The sequence below is a fragment of the Pseudoalteromonas sp. 19-MNA-CIBAN-0066 genome (genome assembly GCF_040308705.1).
Lineage (GTDB): Bacteria > Pseudomonadota > Gammaproteobacteria > Enterobacterales > Alteromonadaceae > Pseudoalteromonas > Pseudoalteromonas nigrifaciens.
In genome coordinates, this window is record NZ_JBEONZ010000019.1 from 19,551 (window position 1) to 44,345 (window position 24,795).

General features: G+C 41.8%; 19 protein-coding genes. 6 read left to right on the top strand and 13 right to left on the bottom strand.

Annotated elements, in window-relative coordinates; genetic code table 11:
* Positions 1–10 precede the first annotated feature (10 nt).
* The 3 genes from AAEZ18_RS11835 to AAEZ18_RS11845 are packed head-to-tail and all read right to left on the bottom strand — an operon-like array spanning position 11 to position 4,678.
* Positions 11–1,096, bottom strand: a complete 1,086-nt coding sequence (locus tag AAEZ18_RS11835; protein ID WP_350551813.1) for an efflux RND transporter periplasmic adaptor subunit — start codon at positions 1,094–1,096, stop codon at positions 11–13.
* Positions 1,086–4,370 (bottom strand): efflux RND transporter permease subunit, encoded by a 3,285-nt coding sequence (locus tag AAEZ18_RS11840; RefSeq protein WP_089368843.1) that lies wholly within the window; start codon positions 4,368–4,370, stop codon positions 1,086–1,088. The genes AAEZ18_RS11835 and AAEZ18_RS11840 overlap by 11 nt, the downstream gene beginning before the upstream one ends.
* A 5-nt stretch (positions 4,371–4,375) precedes the next feature.
* Complete coding sequence (locus AAEZ18_RS11845) at positions 4,376–4,678, bottom strand: ArsR/SmtB family transcription factor (protein ID WP_010392476.1); 303 nt, start codon at positions 4,676–4,678, stop codon at positions 4,376–4,378.
* 129 nt (positions 4,679–4,807) lie between these two features.
* On the opposite strand from AAEZ18_RS11845, the gene AAEZ18_RS11850 reads away from it, so the two are divergent.
* The 3 genes from AAEZ18_RS11850 to AAEZ18_RS11860 all read left to right on the top strand — a co-directional run bounded on the left by AAEZ18_RS11850 (position 4,808) and on the right by AAEZ18_RS11860 (position 6,405).
* Positions 4,808–4,996, top strand: a complete 189-nt coding sequence (locus AAEZ18_RS11850; RefSeq protein WP_010392474.1) for a YgaP family membrane protein — start codon at positions 4,808–4,810, stop codon at positions 4,994–4,996.
* Between the two features lie 5 nt (positions 4,997–5,001).
* Positions 5,002–5,346 (top strand): rhodanese-like domain-containing protein, encoded by a 345-nt coding sequence (locus tag AAEZ18_RS11855; RefSeq protein WP_076922736.1) that lies wholly within the window; start codon positions 5,002–5,004, stop codon positions 5,344–5,346.
* A gap of 159 nt (positions 5,347–5,505) precedes the next feature.
* Positions 5,506–6,405 (top strand): hypothetical protein, encoded by a 900-nt coding sequence (locus tag AAEZ18_RS11860; RefSeq protein ID WP_089368844.1) that lies wholly within the window; start codon positions 5,506–5,508, stop codon positions 6,403–6,405.
* Between the two features lie 101 nt (positions 6,406–6,506).
* Here AAEZ18_RS11860 and AAEZ18_RS11865 read toward each other — a convergent pair whose 3' ends face one another.
* The 6 genes from AAEZ18_RS11865 to AAEZ18_RS11890 form a co-directional block, all read right to left on the bottom strand.
* Positions 6,507–7,049 carry a PH domain-containing protein gene (locus AAEZ18_RS11865; protein ID WP_089368845.1) on the bottom strand — a complete coding sequence of 181 codons (543 nt, stop codon included), beginning with the start codon at positions 7,047–7,049 and terminating at the stop codon, positions 6,507–6,509.
* A gap of 110 nt (positions 7,050–7,159) precedes the next feature.
* Complete coding sequence (locus AAEZ18_RS11870) at positions 7,160–11,164, bottom strand: alpha-1,6-glucosidase domain-containing protein (protein ID WP_193038922.1); 4,005 nt, start codon at positions 11,162–11,164, stop codon at positions 7,160–7,162.
* Positions 11,165–11,185: 21 nt separating this feature from the next.
* Positions 11,186–14,068 carry a TonB-dependent receptor gene (locus AAEZ18_RS11875; RefSeq protein ID WP_193038923.1) on the bottom strand — a complete coding sequence of 961 codons (2,883 nt, stop codon included), beginning with the start codon at positions 14,066–14,068 and terminating at the stop codon, positions 11,186–11,188.
* A gap of 302 nt (positions 14,069–14,370) precedes the next feature.
* Entirely contained in the window at positions 14,371–14,988 is a 618-nt protein-coding gene (locus AAEZ18_RS11880) for a LysE family translocator (protein WP_350594797.1), read from the bottom strand.
* Positions 14,989–15,177, bottom strand: a complete 189-nt coding sequence (locus AAEZ18_RS11885; RefSeq protein ID WP_076922740.1) for a hypothetical protein — start codon at positions 15,175–15,177, stop codon at positions 14,989–14,991. It lies immediately after the preceding gene.
* 12 nt (positions 15,178–15,189) lie between these two features.
* Complete coding sequence (locus AAEZ18_RS11890) at positions 15,190–15,588, bottom strand: DUF3224 domain-containing protein (RefSeq protein WP_089368849.1); 399 nt, start codon at positions 15,586–15,588, stop codon at positions 15,190–15,192.
* A gap of 88 nt (positions 15,589–15,676) precedes the next feature.
* On the opposite strand from AAEZ18_RS11890, the gene AAEZ18_RS11895 reads away from it, so the two are divergent.
* Positions 15,677–17,458 carry an ABC transporter transmembrane domain-containing protein gene (locus AAEZ18_RS11895; protein WP_089368850.1) on the top strand — a complete coding sequence of 594 codons (1,782 nt, stop codon included), beginning with the start codon at positions 15,677–15,679 and terminating at the stop codon, positions 17,456–17,458.
* A gap of 12 nt (positions 17,459–17,470) precedes the next feature.
* Here AAEZ18_RS11895 and AAEZ18_RS11900 read toward each other — a convergent pair whose 3' ends face one another.
* Positions 17,471–18,100: a YiaD family glycine zipper/OmpA-like lipoprotein gene (locus AAEZ18_RS11900; protein WP_011329470.1), complete on the bottom strand. Its 630-nt coding sequence runs from the start codon at positions 18,098–18,100 to the stop codon at positions 17,471–17,473.
* Between the two features lie 186 nt (positions 18,101–18,286).
* On the opposite strand from AAEZ18_RS11900, the gene chrA reads away from it, so the two are divergent.
* Positions 18,287–19,438, top strand: coding sequence for a chromate efflux transporter (chrA, locus tag AAEZ18_RS11905; protein ID WP_192531952.1), 1,152 nt, complete (start codon positions 18,287–18,289; stop codon positions 19,436–19,438).
* On the opposite strand, the gene AAEZ18_RS11910 is transcribed toward chrA, so the two are convergent.
* The 3 genes from AAEZ18_RS11910 to speA all read right to left on the bottom strand — a co-directional run bounded on the left by AAEZ18_RS11910 (position 19,404) and on the right by speA (position 23,711).
* Complete coding sequence (locus AAEZ18_RS11910) at positions 19,404–20,657, bottom strand: mechanosensitive ion channel family protein (protein ID WP_011329472.1); 1,254 nt, start codon at positions 20,655–20,657, stop codon at positions 19,404–19,406. The two genes, chrA and AAEZ18_RS11910, sit on opposite strands and share 35 nt — an antisense overlap.
* A gap of 227 nt (positions 20,658–20,884) precedes the next feature.
* The gene (yihG, locus tag AAEZ18_RS11915) at positions 20,885–21,757 is read right to left on the bottom strand and encodes a 1-acylglycerol-3-phosphate O-acyltransferase, YihG family (protein WP_011329473.1); all 873 of its coding nucleotides are present in this window, start codon (positions 21,755–21,757) and stop codon (positions 20,885–20,887) included.
* Between the two features lie 73 nt (positions 21,758–21,830).
* Positions 21,831–23,711, bottom strand: a complete 1,881-nt coding sequence (gene speA / locus AAEZ18_RS11920) for a biosynthetic arginine decarboxylase (protein ID WP_011329474.1) — start codon at positions 23,709–23,711, stop codon at positions 21,831–21,833.
* A 200-nt stretch (positions 23,712–23,911) separates the two neighbouring features.
* On the opposite strand from speA, the gene speE reads away from it, so the two are divergent.
* Positions 23,912–24,775 carry a polyamine aminopropyltransferase gene (gene speE / locus AAEZ18_RS11925; RefSeq protein ID WP_089368852.1) on the top strand — a complete coding sequence of 288 codons (864 nt, stop codon included), beginning with the start codon at positions 23,912–23,914 and terminating at the stop codon, positions 24,773–24,775.
* The last annotated feature ends 20 nt before the right edge of the window (positions 24,776–24,795 follow it).

Sequence of the window (24,795 nt, forward strand, 5' to 3'; positions counted from 1 at the left end):
AAGCTAAGCGTTACCTAGCTGTATGCGCTAAGTTAGGTACGTAATCTATCGCTAGAATATCGCCGGGGTTAAGCCCAGTAACTACATGCTGCTTTGCGCCAATTATTTCACCTAAGCGCACAAACCGGCGTTCTATTTGCTCATTGTCACTATTAATCACATACAGCATAGTTAATTGGCCAAACTCATGTATCCAGCTACTATCTAGCAATATTCCTTGTTCATCGGGTAATACTAACTCTAATTGCGCATACAAGCCGGGCATTACCCCTACAGAAGAGTCAAAGTCTAAGCGAATTAACAAACTACGTGAGGCGCTATCGGCAACCGGAACTATTTCGGCCACTGTGGCTGGCGAGGTTAAATTAAGCGCAGGCAGCTTTATGGTTAAACTTTGCCCTAACTGCAATTTAACCGCTTGCATTTCTCGCACACTAAACTCAACTTGTAGCTGCTGCGGGTTATATAATCCCAATAAAGCCTGCCCAGGCGTAGCTGTATCAGCAGGTTCGACTAACCGCTCTACTACAACCCCCGAAATAGGCGCTGTAATACGAGTGTAACTCAGCGCAACTTTGGCTTGTGTTTGCTGCTGCTTAGCGGCAATTAAATTGGCCGATAAACTATCAAAATTTGCCTTCGCATTATCTAACTCACTTAACGATACTAAGCCTTGCGCATACACACTTTCAATTCGCTTAAGTTGCTTTGTAGCTTGGGTTAATGCGGCTTGAATAGCATTAATTTGCGCCTCACTTTGTGCTAATTGCGCTTTAAAGTCATCTTGTTGTAAGGTAATGAGTAAATCACCTTTGGTTACTTTATCGCCCGCGCGTACACTTAAACGCTCAACTTGCGCCATAACTCGCGATGAAATTTGGGTATTTTGTTTCGCAATAATACTGCCTGGCACCCATTCACTACGGGATATTTTTTGTAGTAAAACCGTTTCCCGCTTACCGTGGTAATTGTTAGCGTTGGTCGTTTTCAAACCAGCAACTTGCTTATTTGAAAAGCTGCCCGCCATATACAATACGGCGCCTACTACCACTAATAAAGCGAGTAACGAGCCAACTAGTTTTGATTTACCTTGCATGCGTTTCTCCCGCAGTGGTTTCTGTGTTTGCAAATACTAAGTAATAAACAAGCGGCACTACAAATAACGAAAACAACGTTGATGCCACAATGCCAAAAATAATCGCAATTGCTAAGCCACTAAATACCGGATCTAGTGTAATCACTAAGTTACCTAATAATGTAGTGCCTGCGGTTAGTAGTACGGGGCGCATGCGCACTGTTCCTGCTGCAATTAACGCTGCTTTTATTGCCATACCTTGGGCGCGTGCTTGATTAATAAACTCAACTAAAATAAGTGAATTACGCACCACAATACCCGCCAAGGCAATCATGCCTATCATCGCAGTAGCGGTAAATAAAACCGGCTCGGGAGCTGATGCAATACTGCGCTCACCAAACTGATTAAGTAACCAAAAACCAGGCATAATACCAATAACAGTGAGTGGTATTGCCGACATAATAATAAGCGACAAGCTTACTGAGCGTGTTTGTAGCCGTAAAATAATAAAAATGGCGCTAAGTGCAAATGCAAAGGCAATCCCCATATCTCTAAATACATCTATGGTAATACGCCACTCTCCTTCACCGCTAAATGTTACTTGCGTACCTGGCGGTAATTGCCAAGGTGCGGTGCCACCATTATTAAAAAAGTGCCGCGCTAACCAAGGCGTTTTTACAAAATCGTCTGTTGATATATTTAAATCAGCAGTTACATCGGCAATTATTGCTGCGGGAGTTCTACCATTTAGCTCTGCCATAACATAAATAACTTCGCGCTGATCTTTGCGCATAATAGTTTGCGCTACATTTAATTGAGTAAACTCTCCAAGCTCAGAAAGCGCAACTAAAGGCCGCGGCGCACTGCTTAAGCCAAATTTACTCGCATTTTTAGCTATGTCTCTGTCGCCCCTTAGTTGTAATGCTAGCAATTGTGCAAATTGATTGCGTTCGCTATAAGATAGCTGCAGTTTTATTGGCACAGGCTGAGTTTCGTTGCTGACATAAAGCTGCCCAACCGTTTGCCCTTGTGACGCTATGCTAAGTGTTTGCGTGATATTTTCGGTAGATATAGCACTATGCGCCGCTTTCGTTTTATCAGTAATAAAACGCTGCAAAGGGGCTGCTGCAACCATTGAAGTATCAACCTCTACCACATGAGGTTCTTGTTTTAAGCGCGTTGCAACTTGCTCTGCGGCTAAATAATGCGTTTGCCTATCAATAAATGTATCTCGATAAACCTCTGCCACTAAAGTACTTAACACCGGCGGCCCTGGCGGCACTTCAACTACTTTAATCACTATGCCGTTATTTACTAATGGTGCTAACTGTTTACGCAAACGCATTGCCACCGCATGAGATTGATGCTCGCGCGCTGTTTTATCTAGTAGTAGCACTCTTAGTTCAGCTAAGTTCGGTGCTTCTCGTCGGTAATAACCGCGTACCATACCATTAAAGTCCATACTTGAAGGCTGGCCTACATAAGTGGCTATTTCACTTACTTCGTTTAATTGCCATGTGAGTGTTTGGATTTGTTTAGTAAATGCAGCTGTGCGCTCCAGATTAGTCCCCTCTGGCATATCTATCAGTACTTGCAGCTCATTTTTATTATCAAAAGGGAGTAGCTTTAAAGGCACCAAACGCATCACGGGTAACATGGCGCTGATAATAAATAATGCTAGGGTTAGCCACAAAACAAGTTTTGCTCGCCCCTTAGAAACCAATAATGGGCTTAATATTCTTTGATATGCACCAACTTTAGGAGCAAGCTCGGAGGGTTGTTCGTTATCAGGCTTGAGTAACTTCATCGCAAGCCAAGGGGTTACAAAAAATGCAACAATGGTAGAAACCATCACGCTAACCGGCACATTAAATGCCATAGGTGCCATATATGGCCCCATCATGCCGGTAATAAACGCCAGTGGAATAAACGCCACCATTATAGTGAGTGTCGACATAAGCAAGGCATTTCGAATTTCGCTCATTGCGCCAACAACATGTTGTTTTTTATCGCCTTTATTATTTATAAAGCGACTAATATTATCAATACCCGTGATAGGGTCGTCTACCAGTAAGCCTAATGATAAAATAAGCGCAAATAAGGTCACCCGATTAATGGTGTAACCAAATGCAAAATCTAATGAGAGTGTAATGCCATAACAAATAGGAACCGCCAGCCCAACTACCACAGCAGGGCGCCAACCTAAAAACACGCCAACAAATATCACCACAGTAAACACTGCAAACACTAAACTTGATGTGAGGTTATTTACTTTTTCATTCGCAGTTTGGCCATAATCTCTAAGTACTGTATAGCTAACTTCTGGTGGCAATAAGGTATTTGCAAGTTCATTAATCATAGTATGAACATCATTAGCAACAGCAACTGCATTAGTCCCTGTTTGCTTAGCTACGCTTAAAGTAACCATAGGCAACTGCTGCTGATCAGTTGATTGCGCTAACCATTGGTAATGCTCAGTTTCACTAGGGCCATCGCTGACTGTTGCAATGTCCATCAAGTAAACACTTTTACCATTAACCACATTAACAACTAATTGCTCTACCGCTGATTGTGTTCTTAGTACATCACCTGCCTGAATAGCAATTTGCTGCTGATTATCAACCACATTCCCTACTTGAGTGAGTTGGTTTGATACATTTAATGCGTAAAAAACATCGTTTACCGTGGTTTGATGGGCAGCCAGTGCGCTGGCATTTAAATTAATGGTAAGAGTGCGTGTACGCCCCGAAATTACTTTAACTTCACTGGTATGCTCAATGCGTTGTAAATTATTAGCAATTTCGTTAGCAAAACGGGTTAGTTCGTAATCACCATAGAGTTGCGGGGCTTTACTGTATAGCCCCAGCATAACAATAGGTACATCATCCACTTCAACGGGCCGTATTTGCCAACTTTTGATAACAGAAGCCATTGTATGCTGATAACTATTTAATTTTGCATAGGTATCTAAAATAGCTTGTTCGCGGTTGTGCCCTACTTCAAAACGCAGCGTAACCACTGTACTGTTAGTTTGTGTGGTTGAGTAAATATGCTCAACCCCCACCAGCTGAGCCAGTAACTTCTCGAGCGGTTGTGTTACTAACCTAGCGACTTCAGGCGCCTCAACGTTAGGTGCTGATACATAAATATCGAGCATGGGCACAGTAATTTGCGGCTCTTCTTCTCGAGGTGTTTGATTTAGTGCAAATACCCCAAGTAACAAAGACATCACAAAAATAATAATCGGAATGCGACCACTTAAACTACTTTTTACCGCATTGTCTATTAAGCTCATCGCACTTAGCCCTTACAGAATAACCCATACAAGGTACCAAGCAGAACGACTGCATTTTCATCAATGACACGATAATAAATTGTTTGGCTCTCGCGGCGCGTAGCCACAATGTTTGCTTTACGCAACGCTGCTAAGTGCTGAGATAACGCAGACTGCGCTAATGGCACGGCTTCATTGAGCTGAGATACGCTCATTTCTGAATCTTGCAAAGAACATAAAATCATCAAGCGATTTTTATTGGCTAAAATTTTTAATAGCTGCTCGGCTTGTTCTACATTGCCGGCCATGGCAGTAAAGTCAATATTCATACTATGCTCTTATTCTAAAATAGAGTCTAAGTATAAGACGTTAGATTAGAAAAGTCTAATATTAGATTTTACTAATATAGATAAACCTAATATAGTGACTGTACTGAACTAAATAACTGGCCTACTATAATGAAGCTAAATAACGCACTCAGACTAATCGCTGGCATAATGATTATTGTGTCGCTTTTATTGCAAACTTATCACGATCCTAAGTGGATTTACTTTACAGCTTTTATCGCAGTAAATTTAATTCAATCAGCTTTTACTAGCTGGTGCCCAATGATCACTCTATTACGCAAACTTGGCTTTAAGGAATAAACACCATGCTTACCCCTATTCCCGATTTACTAAAAATAATTACTCCTAATCAGCGCCGTATTGATGCCGAACAAGCAAAGAAAGAGCTTGAGCAAAATAAAGGATTGTTGATTGATGTACGAGAACCCGCTGAACATGCCACCAAAGCAGCTATAGGCGCTATAAACATTCCTCGCGGGCTACTTGAAATGAAGCTCATGGAAATAGAAAAAGACGCAGCCCGTCCTATTTATTTACATTGCGCTAGTGGTGCGCGTGCAACATTAAGTGCTGAAGCGCTGACCCGAGTAGGCTACGAAAACGTGACAGTTATTACTTGTAAAGCAGAAGCTGTTTGTCAGGCATTTTAAAGGCCAAAAATTAAATCACTCGGCGATCAACCGATCGCCGAGCTTAAATAACATAATCCAAATTTAAAGGAACACTATGTTCAATTAAAATCAAAGATTGAAATTAATAAACTTCAACGCTAATGTATGAAAAAGGAACACCCGTCTAAGGAAGACTTTATGAAAAAAGCTGCCGCTTTATTACTATTTTTACTCGGTATTGCTCACTCTGTAAATGCTGATGACAGCATTACCTTAATGGTATGTGAAGATTGTAATTATGGCAGAGCCTCTGAACTAGCAAAAAGCAATGTACCATTAGCTCAATGCCACACTACACCCTCTGATCAAAAAGCTGCTATTGCTGATCAAACATGTGATTCAAATCCGCATAAAGTTATTATGATGGATGTCTCTGGTAACAACCACTTTGCATTTTTTGTGGGAAATCATAGTAGAAATGAGTCAGATAAATATATAGAAGCTACGATATTAAATAAAAATGATCTTATTGCTATATCTAAACAAAAAGCAATTGATGAGCATTTCTCAACATTTAAACACACACTTCAAACTGAACTAAGCCTAATGCCACTTTATCAAATAAGTCAGTCTTCTCATCTAGATAGACAAAACAACTGCCCCTCCCATGTAAATAATGCAGTAAAGGCTGTATTTGAAGAATATACATCATCTCGAATTCAAAACTGGGTAAATCATAAAGTTGAAAATAATATTAAAAATCCTGATAGCTTTTTTACATCAAAACCGATCATAGTTGGTGAGACCTTGTATCAGAGTCTGTGGAGTGAGGTGAGTAAGAATTTAAATTTAGAAGTTAATCTTAACAATGGAAGCGACGGGCAATACCGTGTTATTTTTTTAGCGAAGTGGATAAAAGAGTTAGGTGCGTTCAGTTTATCGGTAAACCCTTATTTAACTTATTTAGACGGTATTGCATTAAATCACTATAAAATATCAGCGCCATCAGTCTCCCAATGCTTAAAAAATGCTTTAGATAGAAATCTGTCATCATCAATGTCCTCGTATATTTCGAGCACTAATAATGGAGATACTTAGGGTTAGCATGTTGTAGGCGTCATCGGATGGCGCCTACAAATAAACAAGCCAAAAGCAATCCTTACTTAACCATATTCCCTTTAGCTCCCTATATGACCTAATCATTTTTTCTCTTCCAGAAGTGTAACTAGCATTTGCTCGATGTTTTTTACGCTGTAGGTGAGAGCTCGGAGTAATTCGACTTGGCTTTGTGGCTCATCAGCTTTAGCCTTGCTTGGCTTTGTTTCGGCTAGATTGTCTTTTTGCGTTAAGATGGCCTCGCGAAACTCACTGGCATCAACTACCCCTAGTAACGATACTAATGCGCCATGACCAGACTGACCTGCGGTTTCAAAGCTTAGTCGATATAAACCAAATAAACGCATCAACGGGCCTTGGCTTAACCCGACGTCAGTTATTTTTTCAAGTGGGATGGACTTTTCTTCTTTAAAAAACACACCGCGTTTTACTACTAGCTTACGCTCTAATAAGTTAGCTGACATAGCCGCAAGCATACGCCCAGCCACGATCCAAATTATTAACGCTACAATTGGGATTAATGGGATCCCAACCAAACACACTAAACAAGTAATTACTCCTAGCGTGATCCAGTAAGATTTTACTTTAGGGTTAAAACTGGCGGTTTTCAGGGCTAACTCAGACATTCATTACCTCCTTGATATTTATTCTATTAACCTAGGGAATATTGTGGCTGAATGCAACTATAATAAAAAAGCCGAGTATAAAACTCGGCTTCGGCTATCTTAGTGAAAGCTTATTGTAAGTTAACAATAATAAAAGGCGCTTCGAGATCATTTGCATTAACCACAAAGCGATACTCTCCTTCGGTTTCAATTAACAAGCTCAAGTTATTATTAGAAGCCGCTAAAGGTGTTTCACTCCCTAATATTACTTCTGAGCTATCTCCACCAGCTCCTAAATTGACAGTGCTCCAATCACTGGTAGCAACTTTAAACTCATATGCATCACTTTGTGCACTTAGCTGTTTAGAAAAAGTATATAAACCATCACCTGTGTATGTGAATTGATCGCCTGTCCCCCACAAACTATCTGCCTCATTTAAACTGCCACGTAAATACAACGACACATTTCCAAATGGCCCTATTTTTACCACTGTTAATGTTGGGTTTTCTTTATCTGAAGCATTAAACGAGAACAAATAGTTATCTGCGGTGTCTGCCGTAAAGCTAATATTAGCTCCATTAAAACTAAGTTGTTTTTCTACTCCCAATTGAACAACAGCCTCTTGCTCTGAATTAGCACCAAAATTCACGAGTTCCCAACTCTCTGAAGCAACTTTGAAACCAAAGCTTTCCCCAGCTGTTAGCGCCTTCATAATTTGATACTCGCCACTGCCAACATATTCAAATTGGTCAGAGAGCCCCCACTCATTTAAATCACCACGAAGATACACCTCAGTGCTGCCATAAGGGACGATATCTGGCGCACCAACAGTTGCATCAGCACTCAAGCCAGCGCCTTGGCTCTCGCCTTGTGGTTTAACAAACACAGCCATGGTGTAAGCAGGCACAGTGAACGTGCCGTCGGTTTCACTGGCCGTAAAACTCACTTCCGTCATGCTACTATCTACACTGTTTTTAAGAGTTGGGTGTAATTCAAACCCAGTAGCCGTGAGTACCGTGTGTGAAAGTGCTTGCTGCGTCGCATTAATAACAACAACAACAGCATCTACTGCGGTATCTAAATCAACGAGACCTTCACCATCGTCAATACTCATTACTATCAAACCATGCTGCTGGTTTTCACCCACATTATGAAAGCCCACACGATCAATTACATCTTGCTCAGTGGTTAATCTAAATAACGGGCTTGCGCTACGGATAGCTAAGAACTCTTGGAATACATCACCTGCATAGGCAATGTCTTGTGGCATCGCCTGTGCATCTGCATTAGCTGAAATAGGCATTATTTCAGACCATTTTTCTTGGTTCTTCTCTGCGTTAGGTAGACCAATGTTCCAGTTATTATTCTCTTTGGTTAAATCAACAGCATTAAACCAATCACCGGCATTATAACTATCACGATCCATTGACTTAGAACGCAGTAAATCAGCACCCAGTTGCATAAACGGAATGCCTTGGCTCATAAGTGGAATAGACAACGCCATGTTGTGCGCACGCACACGTTGCTCAATACTCATGCTTGATGCATGCTTATATTGCAACTGATCCCACAGTGTTTCGTTATCATGCTTTGATACGTAGTTAATGGTGTCTGCTGGGTCTAAAGCATAAGCCGTCGGCTGCGTATTCCAGCTAAAGCTATTACCTTTTGCCGAATTACCTTTAAAGTCTTTCAGGATATAGTTTTGTAAATTACCCGCCAGTGATAAACGCAGAGTATCTTGGTCTGCTAAATTAGCATCTGTAGGTTCATTTGCAAATAACGCCCCACCGCGCACAGCTTCACGGATGCGGTCATTGAAAGTCCCCACTTCGGAGCCTGCCATATCAGCTTGCTTAGCTTGAATAAACAAGCGGTTATTAGCCACTTCCTCAAAGTTCCAGCCTTCGCCATAAAAGTAGTTATCTGAGTCAACCGCTTGCACCGCTTCGCGCGCTGCTAAAATTGATGATTTAGGCATGTGCCCCATAACATCAAAGCGAAAGCTGTCGTAACCAAAATCACGGGCAAGAATGACCAATGAATCGCTAACAAACTTGTCCATCATCACATGTTCAGTCGCGGTGTTTTCACAACATGTTGAGCGCTCTATCGTGCCTGATACTTCATTGTATCTGTGGTAATAACCAGGCACGAGTTTATCAAACACTGACTTTTCCCAAATGCCTGATGAGGTTGTGTGGTTGTATACCACATCAAGAACCACACGAAGACCGACTTCTTGCAGTGATTGCACCATGGCGCGTGTCTCTTTAACCCGAGCAATGCCCTCGCTGCTTGATGCATACGAGCCTTCAGGAGCAATAAAGTGATGCGGGTCGTAACCCCAGTTAAAGCCGTCTAAATCACGCATCGCGCTGGCAAGTGCTTGAGCATCATCAGAACCCGGGAAGTAGCTTTGCATTAAATCAGCAATGATGCTGTTTTTATCTTCGATTTTACAAGCATCGGCGGTATCGTCTATTCGCTCACATAACTTACCTAGGGTGTCAGTGATTTCAACGCGCTTATCCGCATCTTCCTCAATGGTGCCAATGTCTGTTACAGGGAGTAAATGAAAGTGCGTTAAACCTTTGTCAGCTAGTTGCTTAAGGTGCTGCATAGGGATGCTTTCAAGCTCAGTAAATGCTAAATATTTACCTCTGTTTGCTTCACTCACTGACTCATCACGTATACTAAAATCACGCACATGACCTTCGTAAATTATTGCATCCTCAGGGTTAGTAATTGTTGGCACAATGCGCTCGTCCCAGCCCTCTGGTTTAGTGTCGTCATCATTTAAATTGATCAACTGCGAATACAGGCCATTACTAGATACATTCAGTGAGTAAGGGTCAGTGCTCCATAAACTTTCAATCGCTTGAGTAGTAGGGTGGTAAACATCAAACGCAAAGCGGTAATAATGACGGTCGTATTTACTATCTAAGCTCACCGACCAAATACCGGTATTGTTGTCTAACGTCATGGCGGTGCTATGCACTTGTGCTTTATCGGCGTCAAATACATTGATCATCATATTGCTAGCGGTTGGTGCCCATACTGAAACATCAATTACATTGTTATTATAATGCACGCCTAACATGGCTTCGTTCGCGTCACTTTCACCTTGGGTGTACAGCGCATCCAACGCTTTGGCGGTTTGCACAAAACTTGCTTCAAGTAGCTTGCCATCAGCATCGTAGCCTGCAACGGCTAACTGCTGCTTAATGAGTTGCTTGGCGGTTTCGCCATCCCAATTACCTTGATAGGCAGTCCAATCTGTTAAGTGCGGTACTTTCGCTGCCTGTGCATCGGTTAAACTCGTTGTCGTTAATTCAACGGTTTTACCATTTAAGCCTGTATCAACATCAACAACCAATTCGGCGGCAGCAGATGAATGCAGCTTAATGATTTGTGTAAGCTTATTACTTGGCTTATACAGTACAGTATTTAAATCAATCCAGTGAGCTGATGCACCGTCAATTGCAACTGGGCGCTCACCAAGGCTTGCAACTGGGTATTCAAATACAGATGGCTCACCGTCAAAGGTGAAATTCATACGCACAAAACGCTCGTCGTCTTGCATCAGTGGCATGGTTAAATCCGCATCACCATGTGCTTTGCCTGAGCCTTCTGTGCCAATATGAATAATAAAATTAGCACACTCGGTGTAACCGTCTTTTAGTGCCACAATCCAGTAAGCACCATAGTTAGGATCAATACCGTCGTATTCGTGACCATCGGACCACTCTGTAGCATCAAACGGTGGCGCGTAAGCATCACAGCCGTCGGTATTCCATGAGTGTAATCGATAACCTTCGTACCCTTCATTTTCAGGGCGCTTATAAAATAAAATAGCCTCGCCTTCGCCTGCAAATACCACAGGGTCTGGTAAGTCGGGGTTATAGCCACTGGTACAGCTTTCATTATTTGCATCTGGAAATAACGGTACGTCGCAAGAGATAGGCTCTGGGTCAACGCATTGAGTGCCTGCTGAGTTAGGCACTTGTGGTACATCGCAAGTCAACAAGGCTTGACCTGCTTTGACATCGCTACTGCCTGAGCCACCACAGCCAAACAGTAGTGTTAAGCTCACCGCTAATAGCAAATGAGTCAATTTAGTTATTTTATTCATTATTTATGCTCCAATTTGCTATTAGTGGCTATAGGTAAAACCTAAATAAACCTGACGACCAAAGTACTGGGTAGTACCGGTGATATTTTCATTGCCAAAGTAACTTTGGGTTGGTTCATCGGTAAGGTTATTAACCTGCAGCAACATGCCAAATGAGTCAGTAAATTGATAAGAGGTTTGAAAGTCAACCACGGTCTCAGCATCAAAATTGACCACCTGCTCATTGATCGCCACTTGCTCTGAGACAAAGTCTGAGCGGTAACGCACATTAAGGCGGGTTTCAAAATTATCTAAGCTGTAAAATATAGTGCCGTTTAACACGTTTTTAGACAAACCAGGTAAGCCTTGTGTAACCGTTTCACCACCTAAGCTAGTAATCGATTCAACTTCGCTTTCGGTGTATGAGTAGCTCCCGTTAAAACCGAGGCCATCAAACGGCGCGGGCAAAAACGAAAGTACTTGCGTGTAGGCAAGTTCAATACCGCGAATATAACCACCATTGGCGTTATTTACCGCCGTTGTGTAAGTGCCGTTAGTTGTGGCAACTTGCTCGCCGCTGACGGGGTTTTCTATATAGTCTGGAACGTTAAAACCGTTACCTTTAAAGTCAAACCCTTCAATGGCGATGGTATCGATAAACGAATCAATGTTTTTATAAAAACCTGCGATCACTAGCGCACCATCTGACTCATCAAAATAATGCTCGTAAGAGATATCGTATTGGTCGGCATAAAATGGTTTTAAGAATGGGTTATTGGTACTTGATCCGTTAATTTTTCCAGTAGTTTCATCAGCTTGTGCACTGGCATCTCCCGCTAGGCGATTAATCGGTGGACGCGACATCACTTTAGCCGCCGCAAAGCGTAATTGCGTGTTATCCGTTAGCTGAAAGTTTAAATTAAGGGATGGCAGATAATCGGTATACGTTGTGCCAAGTACATTAGGTAAATAATTTTGATTTATGATGCCGATGCTGTCGGTAATGTTTTGCGCACCCAGTGCCAAATCACCATTAACGTTTTCTAAAATAGTGGCCGATTGGTCGGTATCTACACGGCGAATACCAATATTACCCAGCACTGGCATAGTGCCAATTTCAGTATTAATATTGAGCATGGCGTAAGCTGAAAGCACTTCCTCGTATACCGAACCACTTTGTAACATAGTCCACGAGTAGTTAGTGGTGTAACCTTGTGGATCTACTACACCATCTGCGTTACCCCAGGTGGTCACCGGTGTAGGCGCACCTTCTGGGAACCACGCATTGAGCGCTTTATCTACATCAATCGCTAAATAGGATGGAAAGTAGCTAAACTTACCTTCCCAATCAACAACATTTACCATGTCATTGGTTAAACGCAGTGGCGGCTCAGTTGCTGAGAAATCACCGTCATTGCCGTATTCAAACACCGAACGATTGTTGCTGTATTCGCGATCTGAATAACGCGCACCAAATTCCACAGAGCTAAACCAGCTGTTATCCAACTCATATTTAAAATCAAGGCGATAAGCTTTTACTTCATCTTCATTTTGATAAGGGTAAATACCGTACTTACTGACCATTACCCGGTCGATATCACTAAATGCAGCGGCTTGATTAAAGCCTACATCTGGTAAATTAAGCCCATTAAGTTGGTAGTTTATAGATACGTTTTTATCTAACACCGGTTCTTGCGCTGTCGCATCTTCGGCAACCAACGCCCACAATAAACCATTGCGGAAATTACTTTTAGCCCGTGACAACGACACATCAACGTTAACATTTAAGCGCTCTGTCACTTGCCAATCAGCGTTAATGCCATAGCTATCTACTTCGTCAAAGTCTTGGTTATCATCATTGACAATTTCAACACGAGTGTAGCCTTTTGAAGTACGATTAACAGAGGCGCCAACCACTGAATTACCCTCTAGCTGAGCGTTTGTATAAGTGGCCGTTGGGCCGCCTAACTTTACTCGTAAACCACGGGCAAATGACTCAGTATCAAAGCGTGATAAAAACACGTCTCCTTTTAATTTAAAATTATCCACCGGCACCCACTCAATCGCCGCCATATAACCGTTACGGGTTTCTTCACCCCCTAAATGCTGGAGCTCAAAGCCTTCGCTGATATATTCGTTTTCTGGTTTTACTTCAGGGCCATTAGTATCATTAGCAACACCGTCGACATCTTTATGATCGTTATAGGCCTGGCCAATAAATTGTGTTGCTACGCTTGGTTGAAATAACCGTGCATAGCCAAGGGCGACACCTAAAGTATCGTCAAGATACTTACCTTGATAGGAAAAGCTGATGCGATCGCCAAACTCAGTGGCATCGTTCACCTCTGACGCTCGGTCGTTGTACATACCTCTGGCGTTAACCACAAACTTGTGTTGCTGATCATTATTAAGCGGGCTGGCTGTTTGCAGCTCTACCGTACCTGCCACGCCGCCTTCAATTAATGACGCCTTTGGTGATTTATACACCGCAGCTGAGCTGATCAACTCAGACGGGTATTGATCAAACTCAATACTGCGACTGCCGCTAGTTGATACTTGCTCGCGACCATTCAAAGTTGAAAATACAAAGCCACCGGACATACCGCGAATATTGATTTCTGCCGCTTGGCCGCCGGTTCGTACCGCAGAGATCCCCGGCAGTCGTGTCAGCGCATCAGCCATAGATACATCAGGCAAAGCGCCTAAATCATCCGCCGACAACTGCTCTGATACCGTATCGGTAAAGCGCTTTTGATTAAGTGATTGGATTAAACTACGACTAAAGCCACGCACTTCAATGACTTCAAGGTCTTCTTCTAGTTGTGGTTTTTTTACGGTGTTTGGTGCGTCACTTTCAGCCGCAGCCAATGCATTGCAGGTTGCAAACATCGCGAGCATTAACGCACTCAGTTTGAATTTCCCCATGAGTTTCCTACCCTATTGATTTTATAATTGTGTGCTGTTTATTTTTAATTTGTGGATAAAATAAAACCAATAAAGTGTAACCAAAAAGTAAATTAAGTGTGATGAATACGTATGCACCAGCAAGGGCAATAGCTAGCAAGGAAAGGAACTTAGTCATGAAGTGCTGCGATCATGTGGATAACGTAAAATATATCGACCAACTAAAAGGAAAAGTCAGCCACACGTCGTTATTTCACAGGAGCATTAAAAATTACTAAAACAGTTTTTAAGGTAAGCGGTAAGGATTGCTAAAATTGAATAAACTACACCATAAGCACCACTCTTATTGCCAACCCTATAAAAACCACCGCTAATATTTTATCAAGCCAAGGGGATGATTTAGTAAAAGCAAAACGCTTTTTTGAAAGCTCTGTCAAGGCTGCAACAAGCAAATACCAGCCGGTATCAATCAACAACACGGTTAAACACATGATCATACCAACCTGAAAAGTTAAGTTTACAGGGTCAATAAACTGTGAGAACAAGGCTAAAAAGAATACAGCGAGTTTAGGGTTCAAAAATGCGATAGCAAAGCCATCTTGCAAAGCCTGTTGAGCGCTACCACTTTGCTGAGCCACTTGGAGCTCTTCAGCGCTTGGCTTTGCAAGTAGTATTTTAATCCCTAAATAAGCTAAATACGCGGCGCCTAAATACACCAGTGCTTGATACACAGTGGGAAATTGCATCATTAATGCGCCGAGGCCAAGTAACGACGCCGCGGCATAAAAACCGACCCCCACACCATGACTCAGCGCCGCCAACATGCCGTTCTTCATACTGCCATGAATACTGTGTTTTAACACCACAGCCAAACTAGGCCCAGGTGACATTGCGCCCATCATACAAATGGCGACTAAACTAAACCACAGTGAGAGGGTCATCTAAATCTCAAATTCATTATTTTCGATCAGTAATACATAACCATAAACTTGGCCGAAAAAACCAGTAATAGTACTCACATTAACTAGTTTCCAACCATCTTGGTTTAACTGATAAATTTTTTCATTAAGGGCCTCAAGGTTAATTCCACCAAAAAAGCGCGCCTTTTTAAATTCTATTATTTTTTGCACTGCAATAACCTTTTAAAGTTGATACTCAAAATCATAAAAGTGCACCCCATCTTCAATGCGAATCGCCATTTTTCCGCTAAGCCCTGTAAGTTCATTATTACCAGAATCTGGCACGACTTCTAAAATTAGACGATCTTGGCCTTTGTCCATAGTGCCAAAATGCTGCAGTACAAAACTGCCCTGTTTGCCTGCAAGTGTACCAACCACTTGTTCAATTGCTACATAACCGGCACTACCTTGAGTTGCGGTCATGGCACTGAGCATTTCGCCGGTGCTGGTCGCCTCAAGCTCCCCAGTAAAGGTTTTATCAATCGACATACGACCTAAATTTACGCCATCAATGCCTTTTGCATAGCCTTCAATGGGGTTGAGTTTAACGTTAAATTCACCGGTTACTTTATGAGTTGCCATGTTAGTCCCTTAGTTGTTATGAAGTTAGTTATTGAAATTATGATTTAAGTAACCATATCTATACCCTATTGCACAAAAAGAATCCAGCATGAGCACCAATAAAGCCGAGCCAAAAGACAAAGCAGCTTTTAGTAGTTTAATTCCGATTTTTCAGTTTATTAAGCCTTATAAATGGGTGGTATTTTCGGCGCTTGTAGCGCTACTTGTAACCGCTGGGGTTAATTTATCACTGGGCCAAGGGGTTAAATTTGTAATCGATCATGGCTTTATTGCAGGCTCCCAAGAACAGTTAAAACAAGCCATCATAGTGCTGATTGGCTTAATTAGCTTACTCGCAGTGGGAACATTCAGTCGCTTTTATTTAATGTCGTGGATTGGTGAACGCGTGAGTAACGATATTCGTAAAGCGGTATTTGATCGCATAGTTACTTTGCATCCAAGCTATTTTGAAGAGAACCGCAGCGGCGAATTAATGTCGCGCTTAACAACCGACACCACTTTATTGCAGTCAATCATTGGCTCGTCATTTTCCATGGCACTGCGCAGCGCACTGATGTTGGTAGGTGGTTTAGCCATGTTGCTATTTACTAATTTAAAGCTCACTTTAGTGGTAGTTGCCTGTGTGCCGCTGGTGTTAGTGCCAATGATGGTATTTGGCCGTAAAGTGCGCAAACTTGCCAGCTCTAGCCAAGATGCCATTGCCGATATCAGCACCTATGCAGGTGAGATCATTCAAAATATTAAAGTAGTGCAAAGTTATAGTCATGAACAACGTGAGCAAGCCGCATTTGCCGCTGAAACCGAAAAAGCCTTTAAGGTTGCGAAAAGCCGTATTAAACAACGTTCATTTTTAATTGCAGCGGTGATATTTTTAACCTTTAGCGCCATTAGTGTGATGCTGTGGGTCGGTGGTAGTGATGTACTGGCAGGGACTATGAGTGGTGGTGAGCTAGGTGCATTTGTGTTTTATGCCATTATGGTAGCAATGTCGGTAGCAACGGTGGCCGAGGTCTATGGCGAGCTGCAACGCGCGGCGGGTGCCGCAGCAAGACTACTTGAATTACTCGCGGTAAAAAGCGAAATAGTTAACCCAGTACAACATCTTGATGACCAGTTACACAACAATACTGATTTAGCCGCCATAGAGCTCAGTAATATTACCTTTAACTACCCGTCCCGCCCTGATGTTAGTGCACTTAAAAATGTATCACTCAGTATTGAGCAAGGGCAAACGGTGGCGATTGTAGGCCCTTCTGGTGCTGGTAAAACCACGTTATTTGAATTACTACAACGTTTTTACGACCCTGCCACTGGCGCTATAAAATTCCATGGCATTGATATAAAAGATCTCTCACTGAATACGCTACGAAACAGCATGGGCATGGTGGCACAAAACCCGATATTGTTTAGCTCTGATGTAATGCATAACATTCGTTATGGCAACCCAGATGCAACCGACGAACAAGTATATTCCGCAGCCAAACACGCCCATGCCGATGAGTTTATTGCGCAACTACCTAATGGTTACGAAAGCTTTTTAGGCGAGCAAGGGGTGCGTTTATCTGGCGGGCAAAAGCAACGTATTGTGCTTGCGCGAGCAATCTTAAAGGATCCTGAAATATTACTGCTTGATGAAGCAACCAGCGCCCTTGATGCACAAAGTGAGCATCATGTGCAAGCCGCGCTGGAACACTTAATGCAAAACAGAACCACCTTGATCATTGCGCATCGTCTGGCAACGGTAAAACATGCAGATATGATTGTGGTAATGGAACACGGAGAAATAATAGCAACAGGGAGCCATCAGCAATTACTGCAAAGCTCCCCGTTGTACCAGCGCTTATGTGAACTACAGTTCAATAAAGACTAGATTTTTATGTGCTTATTGCGTGTTAGGCACTATTTGAATTTCTACACGACGATTTTGTGCACGGCCATTTGCGCTATCGTTTGATGAAATTGGACGTGTTTCACCATAACCTGTAGTGCTAATTCGTTCAGCCATAATTTGCTGATTAACTAAATAGTTTTTAACACTTTGAGCGCGTTGCTGTGAAAGGCTCATATTATAGCTATCTTTACCTGTGCTATCGGTATGACCTTCTACGCTTAAATAAGTTTTTTCGTATTTGTTCATCACTTTAGCAATCGCACTTAGCGTATTGTGAAAGCCCGACGAAATATACGACTGATCGGTTGCAAAGGTAATATTTGACGGCATAACTAAACGTAAGTTATCGCCTTCACGTACCACTTCAACACCAGAACCCGCTAACTCGTCACGAAAAGCGGTTTCTTGTTTGTCCATGTAATCGCCTACTGCAGCACCAGCTAATGCACCAATTGCAGCACCAATAAAGATACGCTTATCTTTATGATTACCAGTAGCCTTACCTAATACACCACCAGCTGCAGCACCAATTGCCGCTCCTTTACCTGTGTTATTCATTTCACAACCGCTAAGTAATACAGCCACTACCGTTACGCTTAAAAGTGATTTAGTTAAAGTCATGCTATGTCCTATCTATTTAGTATTTTGCGCTATTATGCAAACATATGAATGAACAAGCCATGAAGAATCAATTAAAATTAGCATTTTATGCTGTATAACAACAAAAATACTATCGATAGCTGAGTTCATAAATATGTCATACTACTGGATGATAATTTTATAATTTATAACGAGGATTGGGGCGTAATGTTAATTGCTATTTTTAGACAGTTTTTTTTACTTGGCTGCATGAGTTTTGGTGGCCCTGCTGCTCACTTAGGCTATTTTAAGCGCCATTTTGTCGATACCCTAAATTGGCTCACTAACACCCGTTATGCACAGCTTATAAGCTTAAGCCAAGCCTTGCCTGGGCCTGGCTCTAGTCAAGTTAGTTTTGCCATTGGGGTAGAGCGCGCGGGTGTACTTGGTGGCATTGCTGCCTTTATTGGTTTTACCCTACCATCATTTTTAATTATGTTGCTATTGGCTATAAGTGCGCATCAGTTTGATGCTGTTTATTTTGCCATTATTGCTGGGTTAAAACTGTTTGCTGTGGTTATTGTCGCCGATGCCACATTAAGTATGGCAAAGAGCTTTTGCACTAGCGCAGCCCTAAAGCTATTAGCCGTACTAAGCACGTTAGCCTTAATACTTTTTCCTCTGCTGGGCACACAAATAGCTATTTTAATTACCGCGGCTGCTGTGGGTGCAATATGGCCATTATTAAAATTAAATCCGGAACCCGCACAGCAAAGTAAGTCAAAAAGTAATATAAATTGGCTCGCTTTAGGGTTATTTACACTGCTGCTAGTGCTCAGTTTCATTCCTTTGACTACTGAATTAGCTTTGTTTGCCCCCTTTTATCAAGCAGGTGCCATGGTGTTTGGTGGTGGCCATGTAGTATTACCTGTATTGCAAGCAAGCGTACCTACACTAAGCAGCGATCAGTTTTTGAGCGCCTATGCAAGCGCGCAAGCTGTGCCTGGACCCATGTTTACCATTGCTACTTACTTAGGTGCACAACTAAGTACCGAACAACCTTTATTTGGCGCTATCGTAGCCACTGTACTTATATTTATGCCCGGGTTTTTACTCATACTTGCGTTTCAAAAAAGTTGGTTAAACTTAGCCAACAAGCCTCGCTTTGCCAGTGTTATTGCCGCACTTAATGCCTCTGTAGTGGGTTTTTTAGCTGCGGCGCTGTATTCACCTATTTGGACATCGGCGGTGCACAATTTTTGGCACATTGCGCTAGTTATTGCAGCATTCGCTTGGCTAAGATTAAAAAAGCCACCTATTTGGTGGCTGTTAATACTCTTTATTACTACGGGGTTGGCTCAGTATTATTGGGCACTTTAATTTTAGGTTTTTCGCTTGTAGGCACGGCTGTGGGTGGGCTAAATTGGCCACTCACACTTTGATACGGACGCAGGCCAAAAATAGGTAACACAGCCAATAAATGATCCATTATTTCGGCTTGTAAATGCTCATACGATATCCAACGTTTATCGCTACTAAAGCAATAAAACTCAATCGGTAAGCCGTGGTTTGTCGGCTGTAACTCACGTACTAGCAAGGTCAGTGAAGTATTGATTTTTTTATGTTGCTTTAGGTAACCTTCGGCATAACGGCGAAACAAACCTAAATTAGACACAGGATCAGGCAGTGAAGACGTACGAATGTAGTCGGCCAAAGGTATAGCCGCTTCTATTTGCTGGCGAAAATCATCTTCAACTAAAAAAATACTATTCATATCAATATTAAGCGAGCGCTTCATGCGCCTCCCGGCAGACTCTTGCATACTACGCCAGTTTTTAAATGAACCTGCTACTAACATGTAAGTAGGAATAGTCGTTACAGTATTATCCCAGTTACGCACTCTTACTGTGTTTAACCCTAAATCAATTACTTCTCCGTCGGCCCCATAATTATCTACCTGGATCCAGTCGCCATACGTAACGAGTCTATTGGCTGCAATTTGAATGCTTGCGACAAACCCCAATATGGTGTCTTTAAATACTAATAAAGTGACGGCGGCAATAGCACCAAAACCCGAGAGAATATAAGTAGGTGATTTTTCTAGCACTATACTAACAATTAAAATAACACTGACAATAAAGGTAATTAATTTAACAACCTGAATTAATCCCTGAATGGGTACTTCGCGGGCAAAATCTAATTGATTATAAATAGCGCCCGCAATACTCACTATGCTACTAAAAATAAAGCCCGCATAAATAATGAGCAGCGCTTGGCCTAAGGTTTTTAAAATTTCCTCTGCAATCTCATTCACCGGGTACACACTATCAAATGTGGCTAGAAACAATGCACAGCAAAGTAAGCAAGCTATGCGCTTATTGAGCTTGTTTAGCATAGGTGCAAGTAAGCCAATGCGTTCAGGTGAGATTTTAGTAACAATTTTTTGGATCGCAGGAAACATTAAGCGACGAGTAAATAAGTACACAAATAATAATGAAAATATACCAATGGCGACGGCAGTAATAGTGCTTAGAAAAAAAGCGTCGGGCACTTTTTCAAACCAAGGCGCTATTAACTTCTGTAAGTGGGTATCGGTCATGGTATTTTTATTTCCTTGCGGGAGTTAGGTTTAAAATTACAGTGCTAGCTAGAGTAAAAAGCGCCATTGCAGCATAACCAATTATAGTAACTACAGCGGGTAATACCCGCTGTAAAATTAACAGAGCCAAGCAAAGTGACATTAAAAAACACTACCTAAGTTAATCTGTATTGACCGTGAATAGCTAAGTGTTTTTAGCGTAACTGTAGGCTCATATTTTTATGCATTTATTTTTGTTCAAGGTTTATTAATGTTTGGTTTTTTTCTTTCCATAACCGATTAAGCTCACTTTGAAAGCGCACTCTAAAGTCGGGATCGTTAGTGTAGTCACCAATTAGCTCGTCACTGACCGGTCTTACTTCAACATGTACGTTTATATTTTTTACTTTACCGCTGGCAAAATCCATAAAGGTCGGAATGCCCTCAGGATAATGAATAGTCACATTAACTACTTTAGTAATTTGCTCTCCCATAGCTTGCATTACAAAGGCAACGCCTCCTGCTTTGGGTTTTAACAAATGTGGAAAAGGGCTGTTTTGGCGAGCGTGCTTTTGCTTCGTATAGCGCGTACCTTCTACAAAATTAACCACACTTACTGGCATTTCTTTAAATTTTTCGCAGGCCTTACGCGTGGTTTCTAAATCTTTACCGCGTAATTTAGGGTTCTTTTTAAGCTGACTTTTACTCGTACGAGTCATGAACGGAAAATCAAGCGCCCACCAGCACAAACCTAATATAGGCACGTAAATAAGCTCTTTTTTCAAAAAGAAATTTAAAAAGGGTATTTTGCGATTTAATACGCGTTGCAATACTAAAATATCAACCCAGCTTTGATGATTAGCTATAACTAAATACCAATCTTTTAGCTTTATATCTTCAAGCCCAGTAACGTTAATTTTAGTTGGCGTAAATAATTTTTGATTTAAGCTGTTAAAGGTAACCCAAATAGTGGCAAATTGTTTGGCGGCCCAACTCATTAACTTTTGTAGCGGCTTAATTGGTATAAGCTTAATAACACCACAAATAAAAATTGGCACAAACCAAATAAGAGTATTTATAAAGTACAACAAAATACTAAATACACTGCGGATAACTGACATTGTTTCTATTCCTTTAAATAGCGCGCAGCAGCTAATTACTGCGCTTTTTATACTTAATTAATAATGGCTGAGGTTAGTCCTCAAAATAGGTATAGCCTTCTAGTCCCGCATTAAGCTCTGCTAAATAGCCTGCTTTACATGGCTCAGACACATCGAGCTTATTAATTTGCTCTGCAAAGTTGTCTGCTAAAATGGCGCTATCATAGTCAACACACTTTAATACATCCTTAACGCTGTCACCTTTAATGGCGTTAGTAAGTACATAACCATCATCGTTTAACTCCACATGCACTGAGTCGGTGTCGCCAAATAGGTTGTGTAAGTCACCTAAAATTTCTTGATAAGCGCCAACCATAAACATTGCAATATGATACTGCTGCCCTTGTGTATATTCAGGTATAGGTAAGCTTGTTTCTATACCTGCACCTTCTACATATTCGCGAATTTGCCCATCAGAATCACACGTTATATCTTGAATAATAGCGCGCTGGGTAAGCGGTTGAGTGAGGTTTTCAATAGGCATTACTGGGAACAATTGGCCAATTCCCCATATATCTGGCAACGATTGAAATAGTGAAAAATTAACAAATAATTTATCAGCTAATTTTTCGTTTAAATCATCGAGTACTTCGCGATGCGCACGCACATTATTGCTCAAAGATGAGCGCACCCGATGTAAAATAGTAAAGTAAAGTTGCTCTATTTTCGCCCACTCTAGCATGCTCACTAAACCGTGTACGTACTGATCGTGTGCTTCGCTAAATAAGTGCATTGCGTCGTGATAAATTTCCAGCGCCATACGCGGGCTTAAACGCTGTAAACATTGCCACATTTCATCTAATACCAGTGTACTGTTTTGCGCAGGCGCCTCTGGGTTTAAGTGATTAGGCGCTTTTTCAACGTCAATTACATCGGTAATTAATACCGCGTGGTGCGCGGTTAACGCACGCCCTGATTCAGTAATAATGGCCGGATGAGTTAATTGATGTTGGTCACACACCTCAGAAAACGCATTTACTACGTTACGGGCATATTCTGCAACGGTATAGTTCATTGAACACGCACTACGTGAACCCGAACCTTCGTAATCAACCCCTAACCCACCGCCTACATCAACGGTATTAAGTGGTACACCTAACTGAGTAAGTTCAGCAAAATGGCGTGCACATTCACGCAAAGCGCGGTGAATATCGCGAATATTGGCTATTTGAGAGCCAATATGAAAATGCACCATTTGCATTAAGTGCAATTTATTATGTTTTTTTAACACTTCAACAGCGCTAAGCACTTGCCCTGCCGTTAAACCAAATTTACCTTTTTCGCCACCGGTGTTTTGCCATTTACCTTTGCCCACTGAGTTTAGGCGAATACGAATACCAATAGCCGGTTCAATGCCTAAATTATCAATTTCTTCCAGTAAGGTGGTTAACTCCGAGAGCTTCTCTACCACTATTTTAACTTTGTGACCCATAGCCTGACCAATACAGGCTAAGCGTAAAAACTCACTGTCTTTATAGCCATTACACACAATAGTAATGGGCTCTTTTGCCACCCCTAAAATAGCCATTAGCTCTGGTTTAGAGCCAGCTTCAAGGCCAACCAGCCCGCTAGGGTGAGCTAAAAGTTTACTCACTACAGAGCGCTGCTGATTTACTTTGATTGGATAAACGCAGGTATATTCGCCTTGATACTCACGATTTGCTCGTGCTTGAGTAAAGGCATTGGTAAGCGTATCTACCCGGTTTTGTAATATATCGGTAAAGCGCACCAATACTGGTAAGGTTAAACCCTGTTGTTTAAATTGTTCGGTTAATTGCGTTAAAGAAATTGCGGCCTTTGCTTGGTCGCCATCTGGGTAGGCCACCAACTCGCCTTGTGCGTTAATATCAAAATAGCCTTCACTCCAATGTGCAACATTATAAGTGGCACGTGCTGTTTCTAAACCCCAAGTCATGGCAACTCTTCTTTAATCAATTAAATACAATGACGCATTTTAATACGTCGCTATCCTCTAGGCTAACAAAAATTGAACTTTCCCTCATTCCTAACTAACTTTATTGGTTAAATCAGTTAAAATGTCATTGAGCAAAACGTCAAGCACTGGCAAAATTGCCCCCTTTTTCATCCTCAACTTAAAAAAGTGTAATAGTAACTATGGCAAATTTAGATCAAAGTAAGTGGTTTACTGAAATTAGCGACCGCGATGGCAGCGCATTTTCATTACGTATTAACAAAAAGTTAGATGAAAAACAGTCTCCTTTTCAAAAAGTAGACATGTTCGAAACCACCGACTTTGGTAATTTAATGATCATCGACGGTTGCACTATGGTAAGTAGCCGCGAAAACTTTTTTTATCATGAGATGATCAGCCACCCTGCACTTTTAGCGCACCCAGCACCTAAAAATGTAGTTATTATTGGCGGCGGCGACTGCGGTACCTTACGCGAAGTGTTAAAGCACCCTGGTGTAGAGAGCGTTACGCAAATAGATATAGACGAAGTAGTAACGCAAATGTCGTTAAAATACTTCCCAGAGCTGTGTGAATCTAACAACGATCCTCGTGCAACAGTTATGTTTGACGACGGCATTAAATACATGCGCGAAGCCGCAAGCGAATCAATCGATGTTGTTATTGTTGATGGCACCGACCCAGTAGGCCCAGGTGAAGGTTTATTTAATCATGCATTTTACACTAGCTGCTTAAACGCCCTTCGCCCAGGTGGCATTTTAGTACAACAAAGCGAATCACCGCTTATGCATATGCCGTTATTAGTTGAAATGCGCGAAGCTATGCTAACGGTAGGTTTTAACGACTTACAAACACTGCCATTCCCGCAACCTATATACCCAAGTGGTTTATGGTCAGTAACTTTAGCGCGTAAATCTGCAGCCTTTAATGGCTTTAGAGAAGATGCAGCAGCCGATATTGCAAAGAACAGCGAATACTACAACAACGGCATTCATCACGGTGCATTAGCTACGCCAAACTTTATGCAACGCGCTTTTGATAAAAAATAATCTCGCAATCTAAGCAATAC